Annotated in this window: 24 protein-coding genes; 18 read left to right on the top strand and 6 right to left on the bottom strand. The window is 38.4% G+C overall.

Features of this window, described 5'->3' with window-relative positions:
• Window positions 1-265 precede the first annotated feature (265 nt).
• The 4 genes from K9B36_RS05215 to wrbA all read left to right on the top strand — a co-directional run bounded on the left by K9B36_RS05215 (window position 266) and on the right by wrbA (window position 4,818).
• Entirely contained in the window at window positions 266-1,567 is a 1,302-nt protein-coding gene (locus K9B36_RS05215) for a helix-turn-helix transcriptional regulator (protein ID WP_223700920.1), read from the top strand.
• A 129-nt stretch (window positions 1,568-1,696) separates the two neighbouring features.
• Complete coding sequence (locus tag K9B36_RS05210) at window positions 1,697-1,846, top strand: hypothetical protein (protein WP_223700919.1); 150 nt, start codon at window positions 1,697-1,699, stop codon at window positions 1,844-1,846.
• 199 nt (window positions 1,847-2,045) lie between these two features.
• Window positions 2,046-3,971, top strand: a complete 1,926-nt coding sequence (locus tag K9B36_RS05205; RefSeq protein ID WP_223700918.1) for a S8 family serine peptidase — start codon at window positions 2,046-2,048, stop codon at window positions 3,969-3,971.
• A gap of 235 nt (window positions 3,972-4,206) precedes the next feature.
• A complete protein-coding gene (gene wrbA / locus K9B36_RS05200; protein WP_223700917.1) occupies window positions 4,207-4,818 on the top strand; it encodes an NAD(P)H:quinone oxidoreductase in 612 nt (203 codons plus the stop codon).
• A 22-nt stretch (window positions 4,819-4,840) separates the two neighbouring features.
• Here the strand turns inward: wrbA and K9B36_RS05195 are convergent, their stop codons facing one another.
• Entirely contained in the window at window positions 4,841-5,188 is a 348-nt protein-coding gene (locus K9B36_RS05195; RefSeq protein ID WP_223700916.1) for a hypothetical protein, read from the bottom strand.
• A gap of 122 nt (window positions 5,189-5,310) precedes the next feature.
• On the opposite strand from K9B36_RS05195, the gene K9B36_RS05190 reads away from it, so the two are divergent.
• Entirely contained in the window at window positions 5,311-6,141 is an 831-nt protein-coding gene (locus K9B36_RS05190) for an aldo/keto reductase (protein ID WP_223700915.1), read from the top strand.
• Between the two features lie 92 nt (window positions 6,142-6,233).
• Here the strand turns inward: K9B36_RS05190 and K9B36_RS05185 are convergent, their stop codons facing one another.
• Window positions 6,234-7,016, bottom strand: a complete 783-nt coding sequence (locus tag K9B36_RS05185) for a FixH family protein (protein ID WP_223700914.1) — start codon at window positions 7,014-7,016, stop codon at window positions 6,234-6,236.
• Window positions 7,017-7,170: 154 nt separating this feature from the next.
• Here K9B36_RS05185 and K9B36_RS05180 point away from each other — a divergent pair, with 154 nt between their 5' ends.
• Window positions 7,171-7,593: a GNAT family N-acetyltransferase gene (locus K9B36_RS05180; RefSeq protein ID WP_223700913.1), complete on the top strand. Its 423-nt coding sequence runs from the start codon at window positions 7,171-7,173 to the stop codon at window positions 7,591-7,593.
• Window positions 7,594-7,608: 15 nt separating this feature from the next.
• On the opposite strand, the gene K9B36_RS05175 is transcribed toward K9B36_RS05180, so the two are convergent.
• Window positions 7,609-8,502 (bottom strand): RluA family pseudouridine synthase, encoded by an 894-nt coding sequence (locus tag K9B36_RS05175; protein ID WP_223700912.1) that lies wholly within the window; start codon window positions 8,500-8,502, stop codon window positions 7,609-7,611.
• Window positions 8,503-8,774: 272 nt separating this feature from the next.
• Here K9B36_RS05175 and K9B36_RS05170 point away from each other — a divergent pair, with 272 nt between their 5' ends.
• Complete coding sequence (locus tag K9B36_RS05170; protein WP_223700911.1) at window positions 8,775-9,188, top strand: DUF5365 family protein; 414 nt, start codon at window positions 8,775-8,777, stop codon at window positions 9,186-9,188.
• A 21-nt stretch (window positions 9,189-9,209) separates the two neighbouring features.
• Here K9B36_RS05170 and K9B36_RS05165 read toward each other — a convergent pair whose 3' ends face one another.
• Together K9B36_RS05165 and K9B36_RS05160 are read right to left on the bottom strand one after the other, a co-directional pair.
• On the bottom strand, window positions 9,210-9,692 hold the full coding sequence (locus K9B36_RS05165) for a thioredoxin family protein (protein WP_223700910.1): 483 nt from the start codon (window positions 9,690-9,692) through the stop codon (window positions 9,210-9,212).
• Between the two features lie 2 nt (window positions 9,693-9,694).
• Window positions 9,695-10,129 carry a disulfide oxidoreductase gene (locus K9B36_RS05160; RefSeq protein WP_223700909.1) on the bottom strand — a complete coding sequence of 145 codons (435 nt, stop codon included), beginning with the start codon at window positions 10,127-10,129 and terminating at the stop codon, window positions 9,695-9,697.
• Between the two features lie 202 nt (window positions 10,130-10,331).
• On the opposite strand from K9B36_RS05160, the gene K9B36_RS05155 reads away from it, so the two are divergent.
• The 3 genes from K9B36_RS05155 to K9B36_RS05145 all read left to right on the top strand — a co-directional run bounded on the left by K9B36_RS05155 (window position 10,332) and on the right by K9B36_RS05145 (window position 15,239).
• Window positions 10,332-10,625: a thiamine-binding protein gene (locus tag K9B36_RS05155; protein WP_223700908.1), complete on the top strand. Its 294-nt coding sequence runs from the start codon at window positions 10,332-10,334 to the stop codon at window positions 10,623-10,625.
• 1,004 nt (window positions 10,626-11,629) lie between these two features.
• The gene (locus K9B36_RS05150) at window positions 11,630-13,312 is read left to right on the top strand and encodes a glycoside hydrolase family 13 protein (RefSeq protein WP_223700907.1); all 1,683 of its coding nucleotides are present in this window, start codon (window positions 11,630-11,632) and stop codon (window positions 13,310-13,312) included.
• Window positions 13,313-13,739: 427 nt separating this feature from the next.
• Entirely contained in the window at window positions 13,740-15,239 is a 1,500-nt protein-coding gene (locus K9B36_RS05145) for a bifunctional GNAT family N-acetyltransferase/carbon-nitrogen hydrolase family protein (RefSeq protein ID WP_223701009.1), read from the top strand.
• A 148-nt stretch (window positions 15,240-15,387) separates the two neighbouring features.
• On the opposite strand, the gene K9B36_RS05140 is transcribed toward K9B36_RS05145, so the two are convergent.
• Entirely contained in the window at window positions 15,388-15,819 is a 432-nt protein-coding gene (locus tag K9B36_RS05140; RefSeq protein WP_223700906.1) for a DUF4395 domain-containing protein, read from the bottom strand.
• 226 nt (window positions 15,820-16,045) lie between these two features.
• On the opposite strand from K9B36_RS05140, the gene K9B36_RS05135 reads away from it, so the two are divergent.
• The 8 genes from K9B36_RS05135 to K9B36_RS05100 all read left to right on the top strand — a co-directional run bounded on the left by K9B36_RS05135 (window position 16,046) and on the right by K9B36_RS05100 (window position 25,776).
• On the top strand, window positions 16,046-16,687 hold the full coding sequence (locus K9B36_RS05135) for a hypothetical protein (protein ID WP_223700905.1): 642 nt from the start codon (window positions 16,046-16,048) through the stop codon (window positions 16,685-16,687).
• Between the two features lie 43 nt (window positions 16,688-16,730).
• Window positions 16,731-17,357 (top strand): hypothetical protein, encoded by a 627-nt coding sequence (locus K9B36_RS05130; RefSeq protein WP_223700904.1) that lies wholly within the window; start codon window positions 16,731-16,733, stop codon window positions 17,355-17,357.
• A gap of 143 nt (window positions 17,358-17,500) precedes the next feature.
• Entirely contained in the window at window positions 17,501-18,403 is a 903-nt protein-coding gene (locus K9B36_RS05125; RefSeq protein WP_223700903.1) for an AEC family transporter, read from the top strand.
• An 82-nt stretch (window positions 18,404-18,485) separates the two neighbouring features.
• A complete protein-coding gene (glpK, locus tag K9B36_RS05120) occupies window positions 18,486-19,976 on the top strand; it encodes a glycerol kinase GlpK (protein ID WP_223700902.1) in 1,491 nt (496 codons plus the stop codon).
• 158 nt (window positions 19,977-20,134) lie between these two features.
• Window positions 20,135-21,805 (top strand): glycerol-3-phosphate dehydrogenase/oxidase, encoded by a 1,671-nt coding sequence (locus K9B36_RS05115; RefSeq protein ID WP_399201343.1) that lies wholly within the window; start codon window positions 20,135-20,137, stop codon window positions 21,803-21,805.
• Between the two features lie 195 nt (window positions 21,806-22,000).
• Window positions 22,001-23,758, top strand: coding sequence for a phospho-sugar mutase (locus tag K9B36_RS05110; protein WP_223700901.1), 1,758 nt, complete (start codon window positions 22,001-22,003; stop codon window positions 23,756-23,758).
• A gap of 246 nt (window positions 23,759-24,004) precedes the next feature.
• Complete coding sequence (locus tag K9B36_RS05105; protein ID WP_223701007.1) at window positions 24,005-25,144, top strand: GAF domain-containing sensor histidine kinase; 1,140 nt, start codon at window positions 24,005-24,007, stop codon at window positions 25,142-25,144.
• On the top strand, window positions 25,141-25,776 hold the full coding sequence (locus K9B36_RS05100; protein ID WP_223700900.1) for a response regulator: 636 nt from the start codon (window positions 25,141-25,143) through the stop codon (window positions 25,774-25,776). The genes K9B36_RS05105 and K9B36_RS05100 overlap by 4 nt, the downstream gene beginning before the upstream one ends.
• Window positions 25,777-25,905: the final 129 nt, after the last annotated feature.

Raw genomic sequence — 25,905 nt, 5'->3', positions numbered from 1 at the left:
ATTAAACATATAATCTTTAAATCCTTTAAGGAAGACAAAACTAGTTATTGTTCGTCAAAAAAAGTATTAAAGTAACAAATATTTTGTGTGAAAAGAGAATAGGGGAAATTTCCTATTTTAAATATGCTTAGAAAACTATAAAATTAGTTTTACTAATTACATTGATCCCTTTTATAATGAAAGAAGAACTTACCATTAGTCTTAAAGACTTATGTGAAGAAAAATCGGAATTTTTGAAAAAAAGTGGTGCGGAGGATTGATCAACATGATAAAAACCGATCAGCAACCTGCTAGAGCTACGAAGATGGACATTGGAAGTAAATTAAAGTTCTTTCGTATACAGCGCAACTTAAAGCAGGATGATTTAGCTAGAGGCATCATATCCGTTTCGTATCTCTCCAAAATAGAAAACAACTTAACTTCTCCAAGTGAGGAAGTACTGAAGCTTTTGTGTGAAAGGCTGGGAGTAAGCTTAATTGAACGAAATGATGAAACTGTTTTAAACGAATTGATGTCATGGTACAAGCTAATGATGACAAGCAATAGTGTGGAAATAAAAAAGCGTTATGAAGAGCTTAGCATGAGCATCCAATCGGTAAATACACGGACGTATATGTACTTTGTCCTTTTTGAATTACGTTATTTTCTCTATTTAAATGACTTAGAACGGTCAAAATTGCAGATAGAAAAGCTTCAACAATTCCATGATATTCTAGATGTTGAAATGAATTATTATTTTGAAAAGTTTTTTGCGATTTATACTTACCGTCTAAATAATTACACAGGAGCGTTAGAACATCTGAAATCTGCCGAAAGATTGTTACAACGAAATACAATTTTCGAGAGTTCAGAAGAAGCAGACCTTTTTTACTTATTCGGTCTTACCTATAGCCAAACAACAAAAGTACCTATAAGTATCACCTACACATCCAAAGCACTTAACATCTTTCAAGCGAGTTATGACCTGAAAAGAAGTGCTGAGTGCCAGGTTCTGCTAGGTATCTGCTATCGTCGCATCGGGGAGTTTGACCGCTCAGAAGAAAGCTATTTATTGGCACAGAAATTATCAGAATCACTGAATAATACTTATCTGCAAGCATTGATATTTCATAACCTAGGGAAACTGTATAGCATGCAAAGTTTACATAAACAAGCAATCGAAGAATTTGAAAAGAGTTACTATTTAAAAGAAGATAGAAGTTTAGAAAGCAGGCTCAATTCCATCTATTGTCTCATTATAGAGTACGATTACTTAAAAGATAGTGGGCAATGCAGGAAATGGCTTGATACCGGGAGAACTTTGATAAATGAATCGAAAGAACTATTAGAATATGAGTATTATTTTTCCATATTTGAGTATCTATTAAGTGATAACTTTGAAGAGCTTGATGTTCAATTTCAAGAAGCTTTCTTGCCCTACTTTCAAGAGCAAGAATTAAATGAGCCGATTATAAAATATTCAGAAAGATTGGCTCTCTATTTTGAATCTTGTTATAAGTATAAAAAGGCAAGTTTCTACTATTCGTTGTGCTATCAAGAGTTAAAAAAGCAAACATTTTTGTATTAAGTTATCCTGAAAATGGGTGTGTCTTGTAAAACTCCCTGTTGCTTTCGTGTTAAGTTTCGCAGATAGCGAAGGCTAGCGCAAAATTCAACAGATGTGTTTAACATAGATTTATATTAAGGAGAGGATAGTGTGAAAAAAAGTCTATTGGTTTTAATGTTAGTGGTATGTTTTTTTACGGTAAGTCCGGCAAGTGACAATCCCATTTCATTACAAGTAGCCTCACATGAAGAAATCACTCCGTTAAAAGATGAACACCCAGACCCGCTGCCTACCGGTTGATTAAAAAGACTCTCTCTGCACTAAAGGGGAGAGTCTTTTTTGTGGTTTAGGCTCTTTGGAAGTGATTTTCCATTGGGAAAGTGTGATAAAAAAAGACTTATTATTAACACTATTTTATCTGAATTTTCCCAATATAAAGTTTTTGTAAGGTGTGATAAATTTAAACTGTCTTAAAATATTGAGAGGAGTTGAGCTTTAGATGGGGAAAAGAGGATCAAAAACCGTATTTTTATCCGTATTGTCCGCAGCTGCAATTTTATCTTCTGTTGCTTTAAGTAGTCCGGTAACAGGAGGAGCAACAAATTTTGATTTAGATTTTAAAGGGATTGAGACAACAACCGATGCAAAAGGAATCTATAAAAAAGGCAAATCAGGTGAAGCTACATTTCTAGTAAACACTGAAACTGTTAAAATCCCAAAAGGTATTCAAAAGAAGCTAGAGGTTGTCCCCGAAAATAACAAGCTTCATATTGTGCAATTTAATGGGCCAATCCTAGAAGAGACGAAGCAGAAATTGGAAGAGTCAGGAGTTAAGATACTTGACTACATACCTGACTATGCGTATATCGTTGAATATGAAGGAGATATCGCAGCAGCCACTAATTCTGTTCCATATTTAGAATCAGTGGAACCATATTTACCGCTATATAAATTAGATCCGCAGTTGTATTCAAAAGGTGCTTCAGAAATTGTAAAAGCAGTTGCTTTGGATGTAAAGCAGAATAGTAAAGAAGTACAGTTAAAAGGAATTGAGCAGATTGCTCAATATGCAGTGAGCAACGATGTTCTCTATATAACTCCCAAGCCGGAGTATAAATTAATGAATGATGTTGCTCGTGGAATCGTTAAGGCTGATGTTGCTCAAAACAACTATGGCCTATACGGTCAGGGGCAAATAGTTGCAGTAGCTGATACTGGCTTGGATACAGGAAGAAATGATAGTACCATGCATGAAGCATTTCGGGGTAAAATAACTGCGCTATACGCCCTTGGAAGAACAAATAATTCGAATGATCCAAACGGACATGGTACGCATGTTGCCGGCTCCGTTCTTGGAAATGCGTCCAATAAAGGGATGGCACCTCAAGCTAATCTAGTATTCCAATCCATTATGGATAGCGGTGGCGGCCTAGGAGGGCTCCCTTCCAACATTCAAACACTTTTCAGTCAGGCCTATAGCGCTGGAGCTAGAATTCATACAAACTCTTGGGGATCTCCGGTTAACGGTGCTTACACGACAGATTCTAGGAATGTGGATGATTATATTCGTAAAAATGATATGACCATTCTCTTTGCTGCCGGGAATGAAGGACCAAACGGTGGGACGATCAGTGCTCCTGGAACGGCGAAAAATGCGATAACCGTTGGTGCAACTGAGAATCTCCGCCCAAGCTTTGGTTCTTATGCTGATAATATAAATCATGTTGCACAATTTTCATCTCGTGGACCAACAAGGGATGGACGAATCAAACCAGACGTCATGGCGCCGGGTACTTTCATTTTATCAGCAAGATCTTCTTTGGCTCCTGATTCCTCCTTTTGGGCAAATCATAACAGCAAATATGCATACATGGGTGGAACCTCAATGGCTACCCCTATTGTTGCAGGGAATGTTGCACAATTAAGGGAGCATTTTATTAAAAATAGAGGGGTAACACCGAAACCTTCTCTACTAAAAGCAGCCTTAATTGCAGGTGCAGCAGACGTTGGTCTTGGATACCCTAATGGAAATCAAGGATGGGGAAGAGTTACGTTGGATAAATCCCTAAACGTTGCGTTTGTTAATGAAACAAATGCTTTATCAACCAACCAAAAAGCAACCTATTCATTTACAGCACAGGCAGGCAAGCCGCTGAAAATGTCCTTAGTATGGTCTGATGCACCAGGAAGTACCACAGCATCTACTACGCTAGTGAATGATTTGGATTTAGTAATTACCGCACCAAATGGAACCCAGTATGTAGGAAATGACTTTAGTGCACCATATAATAATAACTGGGATGGCAAAAACAACGTAGAAAATGTCTTTATCAATGCACCACAAAGCGGCACCTATACAATTGAAGTACAAGCCTATAATGTGCCAGTTGGTCCGCAAGCCTTTTCATTGGCAATTGTACATTAAGGCTTAAAAGAAGATGTGCAAGAGTTACCGGGAAGTATCCTGGTGGCTCTTTTGCCTTTACTGAGGTATCCGCAGAAGGATGTGGGTGTATTCAAGTTAAAAAATACACACTGCATAATATAATATAGTTTTAATTCGAGATATTTGGGGAATCTATAACTTAGAGCTTTAAAAGGTGAAAATTATTTTGGATAGTGGAGTGTAACAAAGCCTAAAGAAAAGGAGAGTGTGTAATATGTCAAACGTAAAATTGGGTATTTTTTATTATAGCTCGACAGGGACTAATTATAAGCTAGCTAAGCTTGCTGAAGAAGCAGCAAAGGAAGCTGGAGCGGATGTTAAACTTGTGAAGGTTCCTGAATTAGCCCCGGAGTCTGCTATTAATGCAAATCCTGCTTGGAAGGCACATCTGGAAGAAACTAAGGACGTTCCAACAGCAAGCCTGGATGATTTGGACTGGGCAGATGCTTATATTTTCAGTGCGCCGACACGCTTTGGAAATCTACCATCACAAATGAAGCAATTCCTTGATACAACTGGGGGATTATGGTTTGAAGGCAAACTTGCAAATAAAGTGGTAAGTGCGATGACTTCAGCAAGTAATTCGCACGGCGGACAAGAACAAACGATTCTTGCTTTGTATACAACAATGTTCCATTGGGGAGCAATTGTAGCGGCTCCAGGATACACGGATGACTCCCTATATACAGCTGGAGGAAATCCGTACGGAACAAGTGTAACAGTGGATCAGGAAGGCAATTGGAAGGAAGACGTTACAGCTGCTGTTAAGCATCAAGCAAAGCGAACGGTTCAAGTGGCAAGTGCAGTAAAGAATGGCATGCAATAGAAATGAAAACACCCACTTTACCCTATAAGGGAGAAAGTGGGTTTTCTTTTTGCTTTGCTTTATATTTTTGCATTAAATAAGGGCGTCTAACAAGTAAATACGCTAGATACACAATTAGTGTCAGCATCATGAATATCATATTAAACAGCATACCGCCAATATAAAGGAGCCCATCTAGGTGGTAAGTATGATAATACCATAAGCTAGTTGTCACAAACCAAGTGACTACTATTATAGTTAGACTAACAACTGTATGGAAGAAAAATGCTCCATTTTTTTTAATCATTTTAGAAGCATACAGATAACTGATGATGGATGAAGAAACAATGGCCATAACATTTATGAGCATATGAAATTCATAAATCTCCATAGTAAAACTCCTTTTAGTATATATATATAATAGGACAAAGCGAAGGGTGAATTTGAGCAGAAAATTTGCAACTGTATCTATTTCTTGCATAATTAATTTATAAGAAAGGGAAGGTGAGAGTTATGGTGAAAAGTTTAGCTTCAACAACTAAATTACATAATGGTGTCGACATGCCATGGTTTGGCCTTGGTGTTTTTAAGGTAGAAGAAGGACAAGAGGTAGAACAGTCAGTACAGATGGCTATTCAAGCCGGTTATCGTAGCATTGATACGGCAGCAATCTATAAGAACGAAGAAGGCGTAGGAAAAGCGATTAAAGAAGCAGGAGTTCCCCGAGAAGATCTGTTTATTACGACAAAGGTATGGAATGCGGATCAAGGGTATGAGACAACCCTAGCTGCCTTTGAAACAAGTATGAAAAAACTAGACCTTGAGTATCTGGACCTGTATTTAGTACACTGGCCTGTTAAAGGGAAATATGTGGACACTTGGAAGGCACTTGAAAAACTCTATAAGGATGGTAAAGTCCGTGCAATTGGGGTGAGCAACTTCCAAATTCATCAGCTACAGGATATTCTGGATGTGGCAGAAATAAAGCCGATGGTAAACCAGGTGGAATATCATCCGAAACTATCCCAATTGGAGCTGCTAAACTTCTGCAAAGAAAATGAAATACAGCTTGAAGCTTGGTCGCCTTTAATGCAGGGGAAACTATTAGAAGATGAAGTACTCACTGAACTTGGTGAAAAATATAATAAATCTGTCGCGCAAATCATTCTTCGTTGGGACCTTCAAAATGGAGTAGTGACGATACCGAAATCCGTAAAAGAACATCGCATGAAAGAAAATGCCGATATTTTTGATTTTGAGATTTCAGATGAAGATATGCAAAAAATACATGCATTAAATGAGAATAAGCGTGTCGGTCCAGATCCGGATAATTTTGATTTCTAGGAATGGTAGAGAGTGATCGTTAGTGGGTCACTCTCTTTTTTATGGTCGCATGAAAAAAAAAGGCACCTTGCAGGGCAAGGTGCCTTGAATTGCTACTCTACTTCAATCATATCTAATTGATGCTCGTGTAGCTCCCCTTTTTTTACATGAATTTGAACATGATGTTTTCCTGTATTCTGAAACGTAGCCTCAGCTTCATAGACACCTGCACTTCCTTCCTCAGCCTCCAAGTACTCATGCATGTCAGATCCATCTTCCCAAACTTCAAAGAGTACTTCAGCATCTGTGAAAGCGGCTTTTTCTTGTTCAATGGTAACGGAAAGAATTGTTTCTTCCTCCACTTGCAATGTGCCCTTTTTTTCTAAAGTCATTACAAGAGTCGTTTGGTGGTCGTGGTCATGGCCAGCAGAGTGTTCTCCATGTGCATGCTCTTCATGCTCTTCATGATTATGAGCGGATTCTGAAGGTTCAGGATGCCCTACCGTAACTTCAATCCGTGGCATAACGTGCATATCACGTGCGGTAGTATGTGCCACAATATAGTAGATTCCTTCTTCCTCAAAGGTTTTTGTAAAAGAATAGATACCAGATCCATCGTTAGTAGCTTCTATCATTTCGTGATCCACTTCTTGTCCCTGTTGCCATACTTCGAACATTACTTCATTTGCATCTTGCACTTTTTCCTCACCTTGAGTGACAAGAGCCTCAATTTTGACTTCTTCATTAGGTTCAATGCTTTCTGGTAGAAGAATTTCAACCTCAACAATCGTTGGAATTCCATCACCAGTTCCACTTTCTTGATTGTTGGAAGTATTTCCACAAGCAGTTGTCATAAGAATTGCGATTAGGCTTATAAATAATAAGTATCTTTTCATTACCAGCACTCCTTTTTTACTATGTAGTTAGTATATCTAATAATGGAACGGATATTTTTTAAAAAAAGATCAATCTTGTGAATTTTTTCATGTACTATAATCTTAATTACCATTCTCGATTTTAAATATACTTTTTAAAGGCAGGGGAGTACAAATGATAAAAAGACTGCATACAAAAGAAGAGCTACTCGCAGGATATAATGTTATGAAAGAATTGAGAACGCATTTAACAGAAGTAGCTTTTTTAGAGATGTATGAAAAAATGGAACAGGAAGGGTATGAGATAGTTGGCTACTATGCAGAGGGAAAAGTAGTGGCAGTAGCTGGCATCATTTTTTTAACGAACTTTTATGATGGATATCATATGTATGTTTATGATTTAGTGACACAAAGAGATGCCAGATCAAAAGGATACGGTGATAAATTATTGTCTTTTATTGAAGAATTGGCAAAAGAAAAAGGCTGCAGTACCATTACCCTTTCCTCAGGGACGCAACGTACTGAAGCCCATCGATTTTATCAAGAAAAAATGGGTTATGATAAAACAAGTTTTGTCTTTAAAAAGTCATTTTCTTAAAGTTCATTGCTGTAACTACAACTTTCCGATTAAAGCAGCCAGCGTTCTTGGTCCAAAATCAAATGGAATTGGCGCTTCTACAGTAATCACATCCTCTTTAAAAGGATGTGGAACCGTCAATTTCCATGCATGCAAACTATGGCGTTCCTGCTTAACGCTTGCTCCATATAATGTATCTCCGTAAAGGGGATGGCCCAAGCTGCTCATATGCACCCTAATCTGGTGAGTCCGACCGGTGTCCAAGCTAAGTTCCACAAGTGTCAGTTTTTCCTTTGGGAACCTTTTCCACACTTTATAATGGGTCACGGCTTTCTGACCATTTGAAGAGATGCGCCGTCTTGCTGCATGATGCCGATCTTTTCCGATCGGTTTATCAACTATGCCTGCAGAACAGTCCATAAGACCTTCTACAAGTGCAAGATAGGTTCTTTTAATTTTCCGTACTGTCATTTCCCGGTCTAATAAAGCACCACTTAGTGCATGCTTTGCAAAAAGAATGGTCCCGCTCGTATTTTTATCTAGTCTATGAATATGTCTGACCTTAGCAAGAATTTCCTGCTCTACAAAATATTCAGCAACACCGTTGGAAAGGGAAGCAGTATCTTCTTCAGAAGAAGGATGCGTTTCAATTCCCGCTTTTTTATTAATAATAAGAAGGTGTTCATCCTCATAGAGTACGTCAATTTCCATTTGAGTAGCAGATGGAGTTATCGTTTCCTTCAGAAAAGGTATCGAGAGGATATCCCCTTTCTGAAGAGGGAGGGTCCAAACAGGAATCTTATCATTTACTTTTACTTCCTTTGACATACGCAATTCATGTAGCAGCGATTTTGGAATGCCTATATTTTCCTTTAGGTATTCTTGAAGGGCAATGCCTTTATCTGATGTTACCGTTAATTCAATTTTCATCTAAACATATCTCCTTTATTACTGGCTGTTTTCACAGGGGGTGTACCCGTTACAAGCGTTGCGGTTATGCTACTTTTTAGGTTGACTAACGTTCGCTCGAATTACAGATTGCAACACCATATTTAAACCAATATGCACCTCAATTTTATATGTAAAATATAGCACTCTTTTATCGTTTCTAGTCGATTGATTCCATTAACTACCTACTCCAAATTACATTTATTTATGTTAATCTTTATTTTATAGAGAAGTTACAAAGGTGGGTTTAATTCGTGAAAGTCGTATATGCATCAACTCCAGAGCAAGAGGACCATATTGGGGAATTGGTCCAACACCTCTTAACGAACATTTTTCCATATTATTTCACAGACAAAGAGATTGAAAAACTCGAAAATCAATTATCTCTCCACACGGAAGCAGTCCATGACACATTTACAGATTATAATGGAACACTAAAAGAGGCATTCCATATTATTTCATGTCTGCAATCAATTATTGCCGTAATTGAGACAATTCAACACGAGAATATAATATCCGCTCATCGTGAAATTTTTAAAAGAAATGTAAACTTGTTAAGTGGATTTGGTTTCTCTTTTCCTTATTCGATTGATCAATTTGAGAAAAAGACGCAAAAACATATGGTATTAAGCAGATATGTAAAATCCACCAATCAATATTTAGTGTAACACCAAGAAACTCCCAGGCGATTATTCGCTGGGAGTTTCTTGTATTTCTTCAAACCAATTAGAATAGACACTATGATCCTGATGATAATTTTCAAGTCTGCTTACTTCTTGGCCGTCTTCAAAATGAATGAACGTAGGTGTCGAGCGAATATTATAATCATCCCATCCTTGTTCAAATTCAAGTATATTGTAAAGTTCCAAATCAATATCCATCTCTTCAGCCATTGGAACTACCACTGGACTTGTTTGAACACAGGCAGGACATTCTGGACTGTAGAAATATACTGTCGTCTTTTCGCCACTTTCAAGTTTTTCTTCTAATTCGTCTGGCAGAATAATGTTTTGATATAGAGGATCGTCTAGTTGCTCCTGAGTGGAAGGCTTTATTTTATCTTTGCCAAAAGGATTACCCTCGGAACTTTGCTTTTGTTGATAATTGGTGATAACTGCTAGCGCAATGAAAATCGCGACGATAACAGAAACGATAACGATTATTTTTTTCATGATTAGTTACCTACCTTTGTGGACAATTTTTTTACCATAAATAAAATAATGAAAATAGACGTAAAGCCAATAAGAGCTAAAAACGGTATGGTGATAAAACCTAACCAGTTAATATATTGTCCAGTACAAGGTACCACTCCACAGGAAATAGAATGTTCCCCGAAAAATGAAATTTTCTGCACAAGATAATGGTATAGGGAAATGGCTGCACCGATAACAGACAATGGCAATGTATAAACAACAATAGCAGCATCCTTTTTAACGGCTGCAATACCCAGTAGAAGCACTAGTGGATACATAAAGATACGTTGATACCAACATAGCTCACAAGGAATGTAGAGAAGTATTTCAGAAAAGTATAGGCTTCCTAAAGTAGCAATCAGAGCAATTCCGGAAGCCAACAATAAAAGATTTTCTATTTTTTTTGAATGATCCACTAAACCCGCCTCATTACTCTTAGATTCTTGACTAAAATTATAATACTTACCTGGAAACTTTGCAAAGCTAAACCGCTACTAAACTTATAACCTACTAAAAGATAGCTAGAAAACCTCCAATTAACATGAAAATTCGGAAGATCAATGGATGTTTATTATTTTCTAACAAAGGAAATTATATAATAAAGAGAATATAGAGAGGATGAGTAATTTGGCCGCAAATACAGTAGGGATTCAAATACTGCCCAACGGAAAAGATGTAGATACGGATGGAATCATTCCAAGTATCGTAAAAGTTTTTAAAGATTCGGGTCTGCCTTGTCATGTCGGTCCAATGGAAACAGTAGTGGAAGGCACACTAGATGAGATTTTTAGTTTAATCAAACAAGCTCAACAAGTCGGTATCGATGCAGGGGCTACAGAGGTTTTATCAAATATCAAAATTCATTATAAACCAGATGGATTGAAGCTTGAAGACAAACTTACTAATGTATAAGATTAGGCTCTTCTCTTAAAGAATGTTGGATCCTCTTCACTCAAAATTAAGGGTGATTTCTTAATGAAAGAGCACGTCAGAAAAGATTGTATCGAGTGGTACCAACTTACGTTAAAGCAACAATCAATGCGAAAACCCCCTATGATAGAGCGTTCCTTTATAAGGACGCTTTTTCTTTTTGCACATATGAAGCTGCGCTTTCTTACGAGGACACGGTTTGTTTGTATTAGGGTGGCGGATCAGCTGAAAGAAAGATCAAGAGAGTTGGCAGATTAGTTGCCCGAGGTTGTTAGATGAATAGGTCAATGTTGTTAGATGATTGGAGAAAGATGATAGATGAACTAGGGAGGTTGTTAGATGAATGAAGAAAGTTGTTAGATGAGCTAGGCGGGTTGTTAGATAAATCATGAGAATTGTAAGATGAAGTAGACAAAGTTGTTAGATAGATTATTAAAAGTAGGTAGATTGAGCGCCTAATCCTGCATTTTTCCCGTTTAAAGGAAAGGCTATGTTAAACGCCGCTGTTGATTTCCACAAAAGACTACGCGTTCCACGGGGCGGTGCTGGAGCCTCCCCGGCTGCGCCTGCGGGGTCTCCAGTCTACCGCTATCTCCCGTTGGAGTCTCCGCCTTTTGCTCCAATCATCGCTGGAATAGCCTTATTATCAACACACAACTTTAACAGAGCCAAAGGAAAAAAAAGCTTTATTTTCTTCGACCTGCCCCCAAAAAACTCCGATTTGCTATTTGATAATGACTGTTTGGGCATTTTTATGTTGCTTCTGAGTAGTTTTTCAAGAAGATTGTTACTATCCTGCTTTTAACGGGCATTTTTCAGAAAGCGCAAATTTGTGAAACGGTAAACCTCTGACTATTAAACCACTACCTATTCCTAGAGCAGCGACTCTTAAAGAAAGCGGTTTCTATTTATAAAGAAATCCTGTACAATAGTTTATGGAATCGATTTCATTCGTATAACACACAGAGATAAAAGGAGAGGAAATTATGACCCGTAATTGGTGGAAGGAAGCAGTTGTTTATCAAATTTACCCTCGCAGTTTCAAAGATTCTAATGGGGATGGCATTGGTGATATCAAAGGTATTATCGAGAAATTAGATTATCTGAAAGAGCTTGGTGTAGACGTGGTTTGGCTCTCACCTGTATACAAATCTCCTAATGATGATAATGGATATGACATTAGCGACTACCGCAGAATAATGGACGAGTTTGGTACCATGGGTGATTGGGAAGAAATGCTTGAAGAGATGCATAAAAGAGGAATAAAGCTGATTATGGATTTAGTGGTTAACCACAGTTCAGACGAGCATGAATGGTTTGTGGAATCCAAAAAATCTAAAGATAATCCTTACCGCGATTATTACATATGGAGACCTGGAAAGAATGGGAAAGAGCCAAACAATTGGGAAGCGGCTTTTAGTGGATCAGTTTGGGAGTATGATGAGCAGACGGAAGAATACTTTTTGCACCTTTTCTCTAAAAAACAACCTGATTTAAATTGGGAACACCCGAAGCTTCGTCAAGAAGTTTACGATATGATGAAGTTTTGGCTAGATAAAGGCATTGATGGTTTCCGAATGGATGTTATTAATTTCATTTCGAAAGTGGAAGGCCTGCCTGACGGAGAAAATCCGGACGGGAAAAAATATGTTTCAGGTCACCAATATTTCATGAATGGCCCTCGTATTCATGAATTTTTACAGGAAATGAATCAGGAAGTACTTAGGAAATATGACATTATGACAGTGGGAGAAATGCCTGGAGTTACACCTGAGCAAGGAAAACTCTACACAGGAGAGGAACGCAAGGAGCTTAATATGGTTTTCCAGTTTGAGCATATGGATTTGGATACGCAGCCTGGTAAAAATAAATGGCATCTGAAACCACTTGATTTAAGAGACCTCAAGCAATCACTGGGAAAATGGCAATCAGAGCTCGAGGATGGCGGCTGGAACAGTTTGTATTGGAACAACCACGATCAGCCTCGGATTGTTTCCCGTTGGGGTGATGACAAAGAATATCATGAAACTTCTGCAAAGATGCTTGCAACCTGCCTGCATATGATGAAGGGAACTCCTTATATCTATCAAGGAGAAGAGTTGGGCATGACCAATGTAAGATTTAACAATATTGAGGATTATAAAGATATTGAGACAATTAATATGTATAACGAGAGAGTACATGAGTATGGAGACAATCCTGAAGAAATTATGACTTCCATCTATACGAAAGGGCGCGACAATGCACGAACACCAGTGCAATGGAACGACCAAGAAAATGCTGGATTCACAGAAGGTACTCCATGGATTAAAGTAAACCCTAACTATAAGGAAATAAATGCGCAGAAAGCAATGGAGAATGATCACTCTATTTTTCACTACTATAAAAAGCTGATACAATTACGTAAACAGCATGATATTATTGTTTACGGGTCTTTCGAGATGTTGTATGAAGACCACGAGGAAATATTTGCTTATACTAGAACCTTACACGACGACAAGCTACTAGTTGTGACAAATTTCTCAGGAAATAAACATGATTTTAACTGGACCAACCCTCCAGAGTATAACAATCAAGAATTCTTAATTAGCAATTATGAGGTGAAAGATGTGGATGTGACAAATTTCACACTGCAGCCTTGGGAAGCAAGAGTATATAAACTGAAATAACCTCTTAAGACCAGAGTATAGCGATGCTCTTGGTCTTTTTTTCTGGGCTATATAAGCTATTAGTGTTTGGAATTGTTAAAAGCTTAATGACTCGCCTCCCCATAGAAGTCTGTCTCTAACAAACCAAATCACCAGCTAAAAACACTAAAATTCAACCAATTGCTTTAACATGGTTTATTCTGAAAATCAACTGTGGAAATATTAGAAAAAATTAACCTTCAAAATAAGACGTTTTCATTTATTATTTGACACGAAGTATGTAATACTAGGAGATGGATAACTGTAGTTTGTTTCTATTGGAATTTGGGAATAAGTAATATTGGGTTTAATAAAGAAAATACAGAAAAACTTATAAAAACTTTATATTGATAAGGTTCAGGAGATGGTACATTTGTCAAAAATCGATTTATCCAAATTTGAAAAAAAGATGATTATTAGAAAAATAGAAACGAATGATATAGAAGATATTATAAGGCTACAACATTTATGTTTCCCTGGAATGGATCCATGGAAGCCTGAACAATTGGAAAGTCATTTGAATATGTTTCCAGAAGGACAGCTTTGTGCAGAATATGATGGAGAAATTATTGGATCCTGTTCTAGCTTGCTTATCAACTTTGATGAGTATGATGATCGCCATACATGGGATGATATTACGGATGAAGGTTATATAACGAATCATAACCCTGATGGTTATAATCTCTACGGCATTGAAGTAATGGTGCATCCTGGTTTCCGACGTATGAAGGTAGGCCACCGGCTGTATGAAGCTCGTAAGGATCTAGCTAGAAGGTTGAACTTAAAAAGCATCATAATTGGTGGGAGAATTCCAAACTACCATAAACATGCTGACGAGATGGCTCCTCGTGAGTACGTTCGTCAAGTGATGAGACATAAAATATATGACCCGGTATTGTCCTTCCAATTATTAAATGAGTTTACTTTGATGCGTATTAATCCAGGGTATCTGCCAGACGATCTGGCCTCCAATAAATATGCAACGTTAATGGAATGGAACAACGTAGAGTATATCCCGCAAACGAAGCGGCATTTTAAAACTTCGTTTCCTGTACGGATTTGTGTTGTCCAATATATGATGAAACCGATTAAATCTTTTGAAGAATTTGCGACTCAGGTAGAATATTATACAGACGTGGCATCAGATGGAGGGGCGGATTTTGCAGTATTCCCTGAGATCTTTACCACTCAGCTAATGTCCTTCTTAAATGAAAAATCACCAAGCAGAGCTGTTCAACGGTTAACGGAGTATACCGAAGATTATATTCAGCTGTTTACAGATCTAGCTGTGAAGTATAATGTGAACATTATCGGTGGTTCTCACTTTGTAGAGGAAGACGACAAAGTTTTTAATATTGCCTATCTTTTCCGTCGTAACGGTACAATAGAAAAACAATATAAGCTGCACATTACTCCTAATGAACGTAAATGGTGGGGGATCAGTCGTGGAGAGAGTGTCAGAGTGTTTGATACAGATTGTGGTAAAATAGCGATTCAAATCTGCTATGATATTGAATTCCCAGAGCTTGCTCGAATTGCAACTGAAAAAGGTGCAAATATTATTTTTTGTCCTTTTAACACGGAAGATCGTCAAGGCTATCTTCGTGTCCGTTATTGCGCCCAGGCACGTGCAGTGGAAAATCAGATTTATACGGTTATTGCAGGTACATGTGGTAATCTTCCACAGGTGGAAAATATGGATATTCAATATTCGCAGTCGGCCATTTTTGCACCATCGGATTTTGAATTTGCCCGTGATGGGGTAGTAGGGGAATGTAATCCCAATATTGAGATGGTAATTATCGGAGATGTTGATTTGGAAATACTGCGTCGCCAGCGTCAGTCTGGTACGGTTCGACAGTTAAAGGATCGACGACGTGATGTATATGAAATAAGATATAAAAAATAATTAAAAGTGCTGTTGCTTACTATTTCAGGAAATAGCTTTATAAGGGCGGAGCCGAAGCCTGTTCGGTTTATACTTTTGGGTGAGATATTAGCCTGTTATGAACAACATGAAATAAAAAAGCGGAGTTGACATTTAGTCAGCTCCGTTTTTATTTCGTTGTGCGTCGGTATTGAAATTGCTGCCATTGATATCGGATAAAGCATCCTACACAAAAGCCTAAAAGTGCCACCCCAGATGCAACAGCTACCATAATGGAAAATATATATCCTAAAATTGGTAATCCAATATAAAATCCAATAAGAGATAGAGTTAAACAGCTAACTGCAATTGTTTGATTGAATTGTAGCTGTTTATAGTCTTCTTGGATGTTAGTAGAAGAAGGTTTGGACAAAAACGATTTAGCTAATCTGAGTACAGGGTTAAATCCGGTTAATAATCCAGATAATCCTGAAAGTAAAGGTACTAATAAAAGAAAATGGAGCCCTGTAACCAAGGAAACAGTCACAGATATTAGGATGAACCACTGATTAAATGTAACGAGCGGTTTAGGTATCGTCATAATTTTTTCATTCGTTGTCATAATACGTTAATCCCACCTGTCTTATAGGAATAGTTATAGTTTACTCCAAGACAGAAGAAGTGTGCAAGTTTATAGCAATTAGAAGTACAGTTCTTAAAAACTAGTATGTATTCTAGTAAAAAATAGTAGAAAACAAACGGATTACTTAGTCAAAGTAACCAAGCAAATTCTAGTAGTAAACATAGAATAAACCGAAAGAATTAATTTACTAGAAAGGTTGGATGTTATGAAGTATCGAAAGGAAGAAAATCTGGAACATTCTATTAATATTGGCAATCCTGTTGTCAATGTAAATGTAGGGGGGTGTAAAGAAGAAAAAAGAGAGAAAAAGAAAAAAGAATGTGAATGCAAAGGGATGGTTAATAGAATTATTTCTCCAACGAATAGACTCATAGTGGACATTTGTCCTCATTGTACGATCAAAGGTAGTAAAATTATTGACCAATCTAATAATAGTCTGTTTACGGCTACAACCTTTAGTTCACCGAGCTGCTTTATAACTGCACAAGGGTTGAATTTGGCTACAGGTGGTGCAGGAGAATATATCTTTTTCGGTACTACCTATATAGGTGCTTACGGCTTATTATTACAGGAAAGACCGGGAGCATTCGACCGTTTGTTGTTGACATTTGTTGGTGTAAGCGCTGCAGGAGGGATTTTAGCATCATTTACCGTGCTGAACTTACCTGATGCAGAACTTACTATTACTCCTTGCATCCATGACCATGAATGCTCGTGCAAAAATTCTACTGTAGCCTTTCCATTAGGGAATATGCAGAACTTTGCTAATGATTTGAATGGAGGACAAGATGTGGGAAGAGTTATTGTAACTAGTCCTGAAGGAGAAGTAGAAATTTACCAAAAATAAAACTGAACTAATATAAAAATAGTGAAAAAAGGAGCTGTTAAGAATGAATCAAAAATCAAAGGCACGATACTACTATCATTACGCGAATTCAAATCTGAACGAATTTTCACAAGAGAGTACGAATAATCGACCACAAAAAGAAGTCGGGGAAATAAATATAGGAAATCCGATCGTTAACGTTCATGTTAAAGGATGCTGTGAAGATTCTAAAAAAAAAGACAGTAAGAGTAAAAAGGGGAAATTGGTAGATTTCGCCTATGACACAGAATTCCCGACAAACTTCGGGATGCCGAATACTAGGTTACTAGTTAACATTCCAACAGTAATTGCCGAAGTTTCTTTGGATGAAGTAGAGGCTGGAAATGTTATTTGGTTAAATGGGATTTTCCATGTGTTTAACCAGACTACAACTCCGCAATTTTGTCGAATTAGAATGTTTAGAGATTCAATAAATTCGGCAAATCTAATCTACGACTCCTTGGTAGAAATAGACGATCAAGCTCAACTAGACGATAACTTTAACCAAATTATGACTTCCCAATATGTAGATCCTGTAAATGCAGATCAGACAAACAGAAGGTATTTTTTGACCGCTGAAACTACAAGTACTGCATCAAATATGTTTGTTAATGGACCTATCACCTTTACTGCTGCAGAGATTAAAGGATAAAAAAATACAAGAAAACTAGATAGAGCGTGAACCCCAGTCATGATGGCTGGGGTTTTGGTAGTAATAATTCGTAAAATAGGTCCAAGGTACGTTATTATAGAAAAAAACGGCATCGTGGTTATTGCAAAAGGTGGAGAGATATAATGAATTTTCTAAATGTGCTTTTACCTATTTTTCTAATATTTGCTATAGGGTTTATTGGTCAAAAGTCTCTTGGGTTTGATACGAAAACCTTGTCAAAGATGGCATTGTACCTGCTTTCACCTGTATTGGTGTTTCGAACCTTCTATACAAATGAGTTTAATAGCAATCATCTTTACATCATTTTATATACAATTATTCTATGTTTCTCTTTAATCTTATTTGTTTATCTGCTAGCATGGTTCAAAAAATATTCCCGCGTGGAAACATGTGGGCTAATTCTTTCTGCTAGCTTTATGAATAATGGTAACTATGGCACGCCACTGGCGCTCTTGCTATTTGGTGTTGCGGGTTTTGAGTATGCCATTGTATTAATGGTAGCACAGCAAATGTTGATGGCAACAGTGGGGGTATATTATGCAGCGAAAGGGAGTCCAGAGAATGACGGGGTTCGTTCAGCTGTAAAGGCTGTAATTAAAATGCCTATCATGTATAGTGCTTTGTTAGGGTTACTTTTTCAAGTGTTTTCTGTACCTGTATCTTTCGCTATTATGGAAGCGGTACATCTAGTTGCTGATGCCGCCATCCCTGTCATTATGATAATACTAGGGATGCAACTAGCGAAAATTTCTTTAAGAACAACGAAAAAGGAAAAATTAGTTTACGCAGTTGCGATAAAACTATTGATATCTCCTATTATTGCTTACTTCATTACCTTAGCCCTTCCGGTGGATCAGATGATTAAACAATTAATGATCGTTATGGCTGCTATGCCGGCTGCGGCAAATACTACGATGTATGCAGTAGAATTTAATACAGATCCAGATTTTGTATCCAGCGCAACCCTTGTGAGTACAGTATTAACTCTAGTGACCTTGCCTGTACTATTTTGGCTCATTTTATAGACACTCCATTTTTTTTTGCAGGAAATGGGGTTGCCCTTCTCGAAGATAGAATGATAAGAAAAATGGAAAGGAGTGGGTATTCGTGGAAAGGTATATTTTATCACTGGACCAGGGGACAACAAGTTCTCGCGCCATTCTTTTTGATAAAAAAGGAAAAGTGGTGTATACAGCCCAAAAGGAATTTCAGCAATATTTTCCTCAATCTGGCTGGGTGGAACACAATGCCAATGAAATATGGAGCTCCATCTTAGCGGTTATTGCATCCTGTTTATCAGAATCAGGTATTCAAGCATCTCAGGTTGCAGGAATAGGAATTACCAATCAAAGGGAAACGACGGTTGTTTGGGATAAGAGCACAGGTCAACCGATACATAATGCAATAGTTTGGCAATCCAGACAAACGGCACCTATATGTGAGGAATTGAAGAATCAAGGTCACGAGCGTCTTATTCGAGAGAAAACGGGGCTTTTAATTGACGCTTATTTTTCAGGAACAAAGGTGAAATGGTTATTGGATAACGTGGAAGGCGCAAGAGAGAAGGCGGAAAAAGGGGAGCTTTTATTTGGCACCATTGATACATGGCTGATTTGGAAGCTTTCCGGTGGAGCAGCACATGTAACGGATTATTCTAATGCATCGAGAACCCTTATGTATAATATTTATGAGTTAAAATGGGATAAGGAACTTTTAGAAATCCTGGATGTGCCTGCGTGTATGCTGCCAGAAGTTAGGGGTTCCTCTGAAATTTATGCAAAAACAGTTGATTTTCACTTTTTTGGACAGGAAATTCCGATTGCGGGTGCAGCAGGAGATCAGCAGGCTGCACTATTCGGGCAAGCTTGCTATGAGGAAGGTATGGCGAAAAACACTTACGGTACAGGGTGTTTTATGCTAATGAATACCGGTGAAAAAGCGATAAAGTCTAAAAGCGGTCTCCTTACTACCATTGCTTGGGGGCTTGATGGAAAAATTACGTATGCACTTGAAGGCAGCATCTTTGTGGCGGGCTCCGCTATTCAATGGCTCCGAGATGGTATGCGTATGCTGAAGCGTGCAGATCAAAGCGAGGATTATGCTACAAGAGTGAAATCAAGTGAAGGTGTTTATGTTGTGCCTGCATTTGTAGGACTTGGTACACCATACTGGGATAGTGATGTGCGAGGAGCGGTCTTTGGCTTAACACGCGGAACATCCAAGGAGCATTTTATTCGCTCAACACTGGAATCACTTGCGTACCAAACAAAAGATGTTTTAACTGCTATGGAGCATGATTCCAAAATTACATTAAAAGCACTTCGAGTGGACGGAGGTGCAGTGAAAAATAATTTCCTGCTACAATTCCAAAGCGATATGCTTCGCGTTCGTGTAGAAAGATCAACGATTAACGAAACAACAGCACTTGGAGCGGCATATTTAGCTGGGTTGGCTGTAGGTTATTGGACCAACAAAGAAGAAATCGCTTCACAATGGAGTGTCGAAAGAACTTTTGAGCCTCTAATGGAAGCAGAGCAGCAAGCAGAGCTTTATGAAGGTTGGAAAAAGGCGGTTAAAGCAGCTATGGCTTTTAAGTAATGCCACTCTATGCTATAATATATTCAAGTTAATGTACCGGTTTAAGACTAAGAGACGACAGAACATAATCAGAGCAAGTGCTTTGTCTTATGTTTGCTGTGGTCTCTTTTTATTTCTTTTCACATGGAATATTTTACAATAATGGAGGCTTACCTATCATGAAAAAATTAACATTCTCCAGTTTAAATCGTTCGATGCGCTTAGAAAAGATGAAAAATGAAACTTATGATGTGCTAGTGATAGGCGGTGGAATTACAGGGGCAGGGATAGCCCTAGATGCAGCTACTCGTGGAATGAAAACAGCGGTTGTTGAGATGCAAGATTTTGCAGGGGGAACTTCTAGTCGATCTACCAAGCTTGTACACGGCGGCTTGCGCTACTTAAAGCAATTGGAAGTGAAAATGGTTGCAGAAGTCGGTAAAGAACGTGCGATCGTGTATGAAAATGGTCCACATGTTACAACACCAGAATGGATGCTATTACCTATTCATAAAGGTGGGACTTTCGGAAAATTCAGCACTTCCATCGGACTTCTCCTTTATGATTTTTTAGCTGATGTTAAAAAAAGTGAAAGAAGGAAAATGCTTAATGCAACGGAAACGTCAGCACGTGAGCCATTGCTGAATCAAGAAGGCTTGATGGGCGGCGGTGTTTATGTGGAATATCGAACAGATGACGCCCGTCTAACTCTCGAAGTGATGAAGGAAGCGGCGAAACAGGGTGCAGATGCAGTAAATTATGCAAAGGTGATAAGGCTTCTTTACAAGGATAAAAAAGTTATGGGAGTAATGGTGGTAGATCAGCTTAGTGGGAAGAGTTATCCAATCCGAGCGAAAAAGATTATAAACGCAGCTGGTCCGTGGGTGGATTCCCTTCGTGAAATGGATGGTTCCAAAACAGGGAAACAACTTTTATTAACGAAAGGAATCCATTTGGTATTTGATCAACGTAAGTTCCCCTTAAAGCAAGCGATTTATTTTGATACAGAAGATAAACGGATGATATTTGCCATTCCTCGAGCAGGGAAAACCTATGTAGGTACAACAGACACGGTGTATAAAGAAGATTTGCTTCATCCTCGCATGACAAAGATGGATAAAGAATATGTGCTCGCAGCGATAAAGTTTATGTTTCCCTCTGTATCCTTAACGGACGCTGATATTGAATCTAGTTGGACTGGGCTGCGACCACTAATCCATGAAGAGGGAAAAGCGGCTTCAGAGATTTCTCGAAAAGATGAGATATGGATTTCAGATACAGGACTTATTACAATAGCTGGCGGAAAGCTAACAGGCTACCGAAAGATGGCAGAGATGGTGGTAAACCTGGTTAATAAGCAATTTGTTCATGCAGGAATAAGTAGCTTTGGAAAAAGCATAACGAAAAAATTACCAATCTCGGGAGGGAACGTTGGTGGTTCCAATAACTTTCAAAGCTTTGTTAAGGAAAAAACAGCAGAAGGTTGTAAATTTGGGTTAACAGAAAAACAGGCACATAAACTAACTTTACTATATGGTTCCAACGTAGATAAATTGTTCACCCTTGCAGAGATATCGAAAGAAAAAGCGAAACAGGCTGGTCTGCCGTTGGAAGTATACATTCAAATTATTTATGCTATTCATGAGGAAATGTCCGTTACACCTTTAGATTTTTTTATCCGCCGTACAGGGGCGCTATTTTTTAACATTCAATGGGTACAGCAATGGAAGGAAAAAGTATTGATGGTTATGGCAAGAGAACTGGCTTTGACAAAAGAACAAACAGAAAATAATCGCTCGGATCTTGAGCAACACATAAAAGATGCGCTTACAGCAGTGGATGAAACATAGGACAATATTGCTAAAAAAACGTAGGGGAGGAATTGTCGATGCGATTCCTTTCTTTTTCTAGTATAATAATGGTTGGAATCGCTCGTCCTTGCACATTTTGTCAGAAGTTGACGGTTTATTTTTGCAGGAAGCTACGGGTGTAAAAGAGAAGTAGATTTAGATAGTATCCTGAATATTGCTAGGAGGAAAAGACAGATGAACTGGATGGATAAATACGCACTTTGGAAAAATAATACGATGCTTGATGAGGAAATGGTCAAGCTACTAGCGGAAATGGATAATGATGAGAAAATAAAAGAAGATAGTTTTTATAAAGAATTAGAGTTTGGTACAGGTGGCATGCGTGGTGAAATTGGCGCTGGTACGAATAGAATGAATATCTATACAGTCCGCAAAGCTTCTGAAGGATTAGCACGCTACATAGAATCGTTTGGAGAAGATGCAAAAAAGGCTGGCGTAGCGATTGCGTACGATTGCCGTCATAAATCACCGGAATTTTCAATGGAAGCAGCGAAAACCTTGGCTACCCATGGTATTCAGACGTACGTATTTGAAAGTCTTCGTCCTACCCCTGTGCTTTCTTTTGCGGTACGAGAATTGAATGCCTTTTCAGGAATTGTTGTAACAGCAAGCCATAATCCTCCTGAGTACAATGGTTATAAAGTTTATGGTCCGGATGGGGGACAGCTGCCATTAGTGGAAGCAGATCAAGTTATTGCAAAGGTTCAAGAAGTGGAAAACGAATTGGAGATCACCGTGGATTCAGAGGAATCTTTAAAAGAAAAGGGCCTGATTAAAATAATTGGTGCAGAGATAGATCATGCTTATCAGGAGAACCTAAAAACGATTTCCGTTCATCCTAAATTAGGTTCCGAAATGGGTGAGAAAGTGAAAGTGGTTTTCACTCCTCTTCACGGTACAGCAAACTTACCAGTTCGTGCTGGATTGAAAGCTTTAGGCTATAATAATGTACAAATTGTCGCGGAACAAGAACATCCTGATCCGAATTTTTCCACCGTTGCTTCACCAAATCCAGAAGAGCATGCTGCATTTGAACTTGCGATTCGTGATGGAAAAAAGAATGATGCAGATATTTTAATTGCGACAGATCCTGACGCAGACAGACTGGGGGTTGCAGTGAAAAATAGTGCAGGCGAGTATGTGGTCTTAACGGGGAACCAAACTGGAGCACTGTTCCTCCACTATTTGTTAGCGGAAAAGAAAGCTACTGGAGCACTTCCAGGTAATGGAGTAATGCTGAAAACAATCGTTACTTCTGAATTTGGCAGAGCAATTGCTGAGAGCTTTGGGGTAGCAACTGTGGATACACTGACAGGCTTTAAATTTATTGGAGAGAAAATGAAGCAATACGAGGCAACTGGCGAATACTCCTTCCTATTTGGATACGAAGAAAGCTATGGCTCACTGATTGGCGACTTTGCCCGTGATAAAGATGCTGTTCAAGCAGCTTTGATGGCTGTTGAGATTTGTGCATTTTATAAAAAACAAGGAAAAACAATGTATGAAGCACTGAATGATTTATACGAACAATACGGATATTACTTGGAAGGTATGAAGTCATTGACTTTAAAAGGGAAAGAGGGAGCAGAACAAATTGCCAATCTCCTCACAGCCTTTCGAAACGCTGCGCCAACAGAGATTAATGGATATAAAGTAGAAGTTATAGAAGATTATGCTGTTCAGCAAAGAACCATAACAGAGTCCGGAAAACAGGAAAAAATTGAATTGCCAAAATCAAATGTATTAAAATATTTCTTAGAGGATGGATCGTGGGTATGTGTAAGACCATCGGGAACAGAACCGAAAGTGAAATTCTACTTTGGCATCCAGTCTGACAGCTTAGTCCAAAGCAAGGAAAAACTGGAGCAAATCTCTAACGCTTTTATGGTGAATGTAGAAGAACTATTAGAGACTATGAGCCCAACACGGTAACAAATCAATACATTTTAAAGCACATAATAACTAATCTATAATTTCAAATCTAGTCCAAATGGATAGATGGGAGGGGTTAGACCTAATAGGGGTCTGGCCCCTTTTTCCTTCATCTTCCAAAATTCACAATACCATCAGACTAAAGTTGTAGATGATTGTGGACTTTTTTCTAAGGTGAAGCAGGGAATGGCTTGGTAGAATAGAAAGATACGGATTAGGTGTATAGAGAGATGGAGGGGGAGTATGATGATGAGTGAGGAACAGAGGATACAGGAATTACGAGCTTTGAAAATCATAGCGGAGTCCTTAAATCAAGCCAACAATTTAGAGACAATGTTGGATGGTGTTCTTTCTGAGTTGCTGCATGTAACAGGACTTCAAACAGGCTGGATTTATTTAATTGATGAAAATAATAATTCTACCCTAGTAGCGGATCATAGGCTTCCAGAGGCTCTTATTCGAGAAAATAAAAAGCCGATGTGCAAGGGAGGATGCTGGTGCTTGGATCAGTATAAAGACGGTCGCTTAAAGCGTGCCTCCAATATCATTGCATGCAAAAGATTAGAAGATGCGATTAAGTTTCAACAGGGAGATACTGACAACATCACCCACCATGCAACGGTTCCACTCCGGGCCGGCGAGGAAAAGTTCGGATTATTGAACGTGGCCGCACCGAACAAAACACATTTTTCGGATACTGAGCTTGCTTTGTTGGAGTCGGTGGCGTTCCAAATTGGAACAGCAATCAAACGGATAAAGCTTGCTGAAAATGAACAACAACTTTTAGTCATAGCAGAACGCAATAGACTGGCAAGAGATCTTCATGATTCGGTAAACCAGCTTTTATTTTCATTGATGCTTACGGCAAGAGGTACAAAAGAGCTAACAGAAGATGCGAAAATAAAGGAAATGCTTAGTTATATGCAAGAGCTTTCTCAAGAAGCACTTAGTGAGATGCGTGCTCTTATTTGGCAGCTACGTCCACAAGGATTGGAAAATGGCCTCGTAAGTGCCCTCTTAAATTATGGCAAAGTACTCGGTATGGAGATAGACTATGAAGTCAAAGGAATTGTAGACATCCCAACACATATGGAAGAGTGCTTATGGAGAGTAGGTCAAGAGGCTTTTAATAATTGTAAAAAGCATGCGGACACACGTAAGGCGTTTTTAAGGATAAAAGTGGAAAACAAGCAATTAATTTTTGAAATTGAAGACTTAGGAACAGGATTCTGCGTTAGCCAAAGTGCATCTTTACCTTCCTTAGGATTAACAAGTATGAAAGAAAGAACAGAAGCGGCTGGTGGCGTATTTAAGGTATCTAGCAAGCTTGGTCAGGGAACAAAGGTACAGATTGAAATGCCAGTAAATAAGGAGGAGAAACGATGATACGTGTTCTGATTGCAGATGACCATCATCTGGTACGCCGCGGGTTATTATTTTTTTTGAAAACCCAAAAGGATATCGAGATAGTGGGGGAAGCCAAAAACGGAGAAGAAGCGGTGGAGCTTGCTGAAACTTTAAAGCCAGATGTAATCTTAATGGACCTTATTATGCCAGTTGTCGATGGAATAGAAGCAACTAGACGAATCATGGATAAAGGATTATCGTGTCGAGTGTTAATATTAACAAGTTTTTCCGATCAAGATCATGTGATACCTGCTATTCGTGCTGGTGCGTCCGGTTATCAGTTGAAGGATGTTGAACCAGATCAATTGATTGAGGCCATTCAAGCGGTACATCGTGGCGAAAGTCAGCTTCATCCAAAAGTTACTTCTCATGTTATGTCTCATTTTACGAGGGGAGCGGGTTCAAATAAATTACTCCATGAAGATCTAACAAAAAGAGAGCTAGAGGTATTACTCGAGATTTCAAAAGGGAAAAGCAACAAAGAGATAGCCGCCTCCTTGTTTATTACGGAAAAGACAGTGAAAACACATGTTTCAAATATCCTGGCCAAATTAGAACTGGCTGATCGGACTCAAGCAGCGTTATACGCAGTGAAGCATGGTATCAACTAAATCAGTACATCAATAGTTGTAGTGAAATGAGGACTATCTACTTCTAAATCTTCAGGTTATTTTAAACCTATTGAACGATATCGTTTTCTACATATAACGATATAATAATAATATAAACAATTAGAAAGG

This window comes from Sutcliffiella deserti, assembly GCF_020037475.1.
GTDB lineage: Bacteria > Bacillota > Bacilli > Bacillales > Bacillaceae_I > Sutcliffiella_A > Sutcliffiella_A deserti.
Note: the sequence above shows the minus strand (reverse complement) of the source record. Positions and strands in the feature narration are given on the sequence as shown.

What these genes read in the sequence shown, in the direction of transcription:
- K9B36_RS05215 (WP_223700920.1), top strand. Translation starts at nt 266, where the DNA reads ATGATAAAAACCGATCAGCAACCTGCTAGAGCTACGAAGATGGACATT.
- K9B36_RS05205 (WP_223700918.1), top strand. Translation starts at nt 2,046, where the DNA reads ATGGGGAAAAGAGGATCAAAAACCGTATTTTTATCCGTATTGTCCGCA.
- wrbA (WP_223700917.1), top strand. Translation starts at nt 4,207, where the DNA reads ATGTCAAACGTAAAATTGGGTATTTTTTATTATAGCTCGACAGGGACT.
- K9B36_RS05195 (WP_223700916.1), bottom strand. Translation starts at nt 5,188, where the DNA reads ATGGAGATTTATGAATTTCATATGCTCATAAATGTTATGGCCATTGTT.
- K9B36_RS05190 (WP_223700915.1), top strand. Translation starts at nt 5,311, where the DNA reads ATGGTGAAAAGTTTAGCTTCAACAACTAAATTACATAATGGTGTCGAC.
- K9B36_RS05185 (WP_223700914.1), bottom strand. Translation starts at nt 7,016, where the DNA reads ATGAAAAGATACTTATTATTTATAAGCCTAATCGCAATTCTTATGACA.
- K9B36_RS05180 (WP_223700913.1), top strand. Translation starts at nt 7,171, where the DNA reads ATGATAAAAAGACTGCATACAAAAGAAGAGCTACTCGCAGGATATAAT.
- K9B36_RS05175 (WP_223700912.1), bottom strand. Translation starts at nt 8,502, where the DNA reads ATGAAAATTGAATTAACGGTAACATCAGATAAAGGCATTGCCCTTCAA.
- K9B36_RS05165 (WP_223700910.1), bottom strand. Translation starts at nt 9,692, where the DNA reads ATGAAAAAAATAATCGTTATCGTTTCTGTTATCGTCGCGATTTTCATT.
- K9B36_RS05155 (WP_223700908.1), top strand. Translation starts at nt 10,332, where the DNA reads ATGAGTAATTTGGCCGCAAATACAGTAGGGATTCAAATACTGCCCAAC.
- K9B36_RS05150 (WP_223700907.1), top strand. Translation starts at nt 11,630, where the DNA reads ATGACCCGTAATTGGTGGAAGGAAGCAGTTGTTTATCAAATTTACCCT.
- K9B36_RS05145 (WP_223701009.1), top strand. Translation starts at nt 13,740, where the DNA reads ATGATTATTAGAAAAATAGAAACGAATGATATAGAAGATATTATAAGG.
- K9B36_RS05140 (WP_223700906.1), bottom strand. Translation starts at nt 15,819, where the DNA reads ATGACAACGAATGAAAAAATTATGACGATACCTAAACCGCTCGTTACA.
- K9B36_RS05135 (WP_223700905.1), top strand. Translation starts at nt 16,046, where the DNA reads ATGAAGTATCGAAAGGAAGAAAATCTGGAACATTCTATTAATATTGGC.
- K9B36_RS05130 (WP_223700904.1), top strand. Translation starts at nt 16,731, where the DNA reads ATGAATCAAAAATCAAAGGCACGATACTACTATCATTACGCGAATTCA.
- K9B36_RS05125 (WP_223700903.1), top strand. Translation starts at nt 17,501, where the DNA reads ATGAATTTTCTAAATGTGCTTTTACCTATTTTTCTAATATTTGCTATA.
- K9B36_RS05115 (WP_399201343.1), top strand. Translation starts at nt 20,135, where the DNA reads ATGAAAAAATTAACATTCTCCAGTTTAAATCGTTCGATGCGCTTAGAA.
- K9B36_RS05110 (WP_223700901.1), top strand. Translation starts at nt 22,001, where the DNA reads ATGAACTGGATGGATAAATACGCACTTTGGAAAAATAATACGATGCTT.
- K9B36_RS05105 (WP_223701007.1), top strand. Translation starts at nt 24,005, where the DNA reads ATGATGAGTGAGGAACAGAGGATACAGGAATTACGAGCTTTGAAAATC.
- K9B36_RS05100 (WP_223700900.1), top strand. Translation starts at nt 25,141, where the DNA reads ATGATACGTGTTCTGATTGCAGATGACCATCATCTGGTACGCCGCGGG.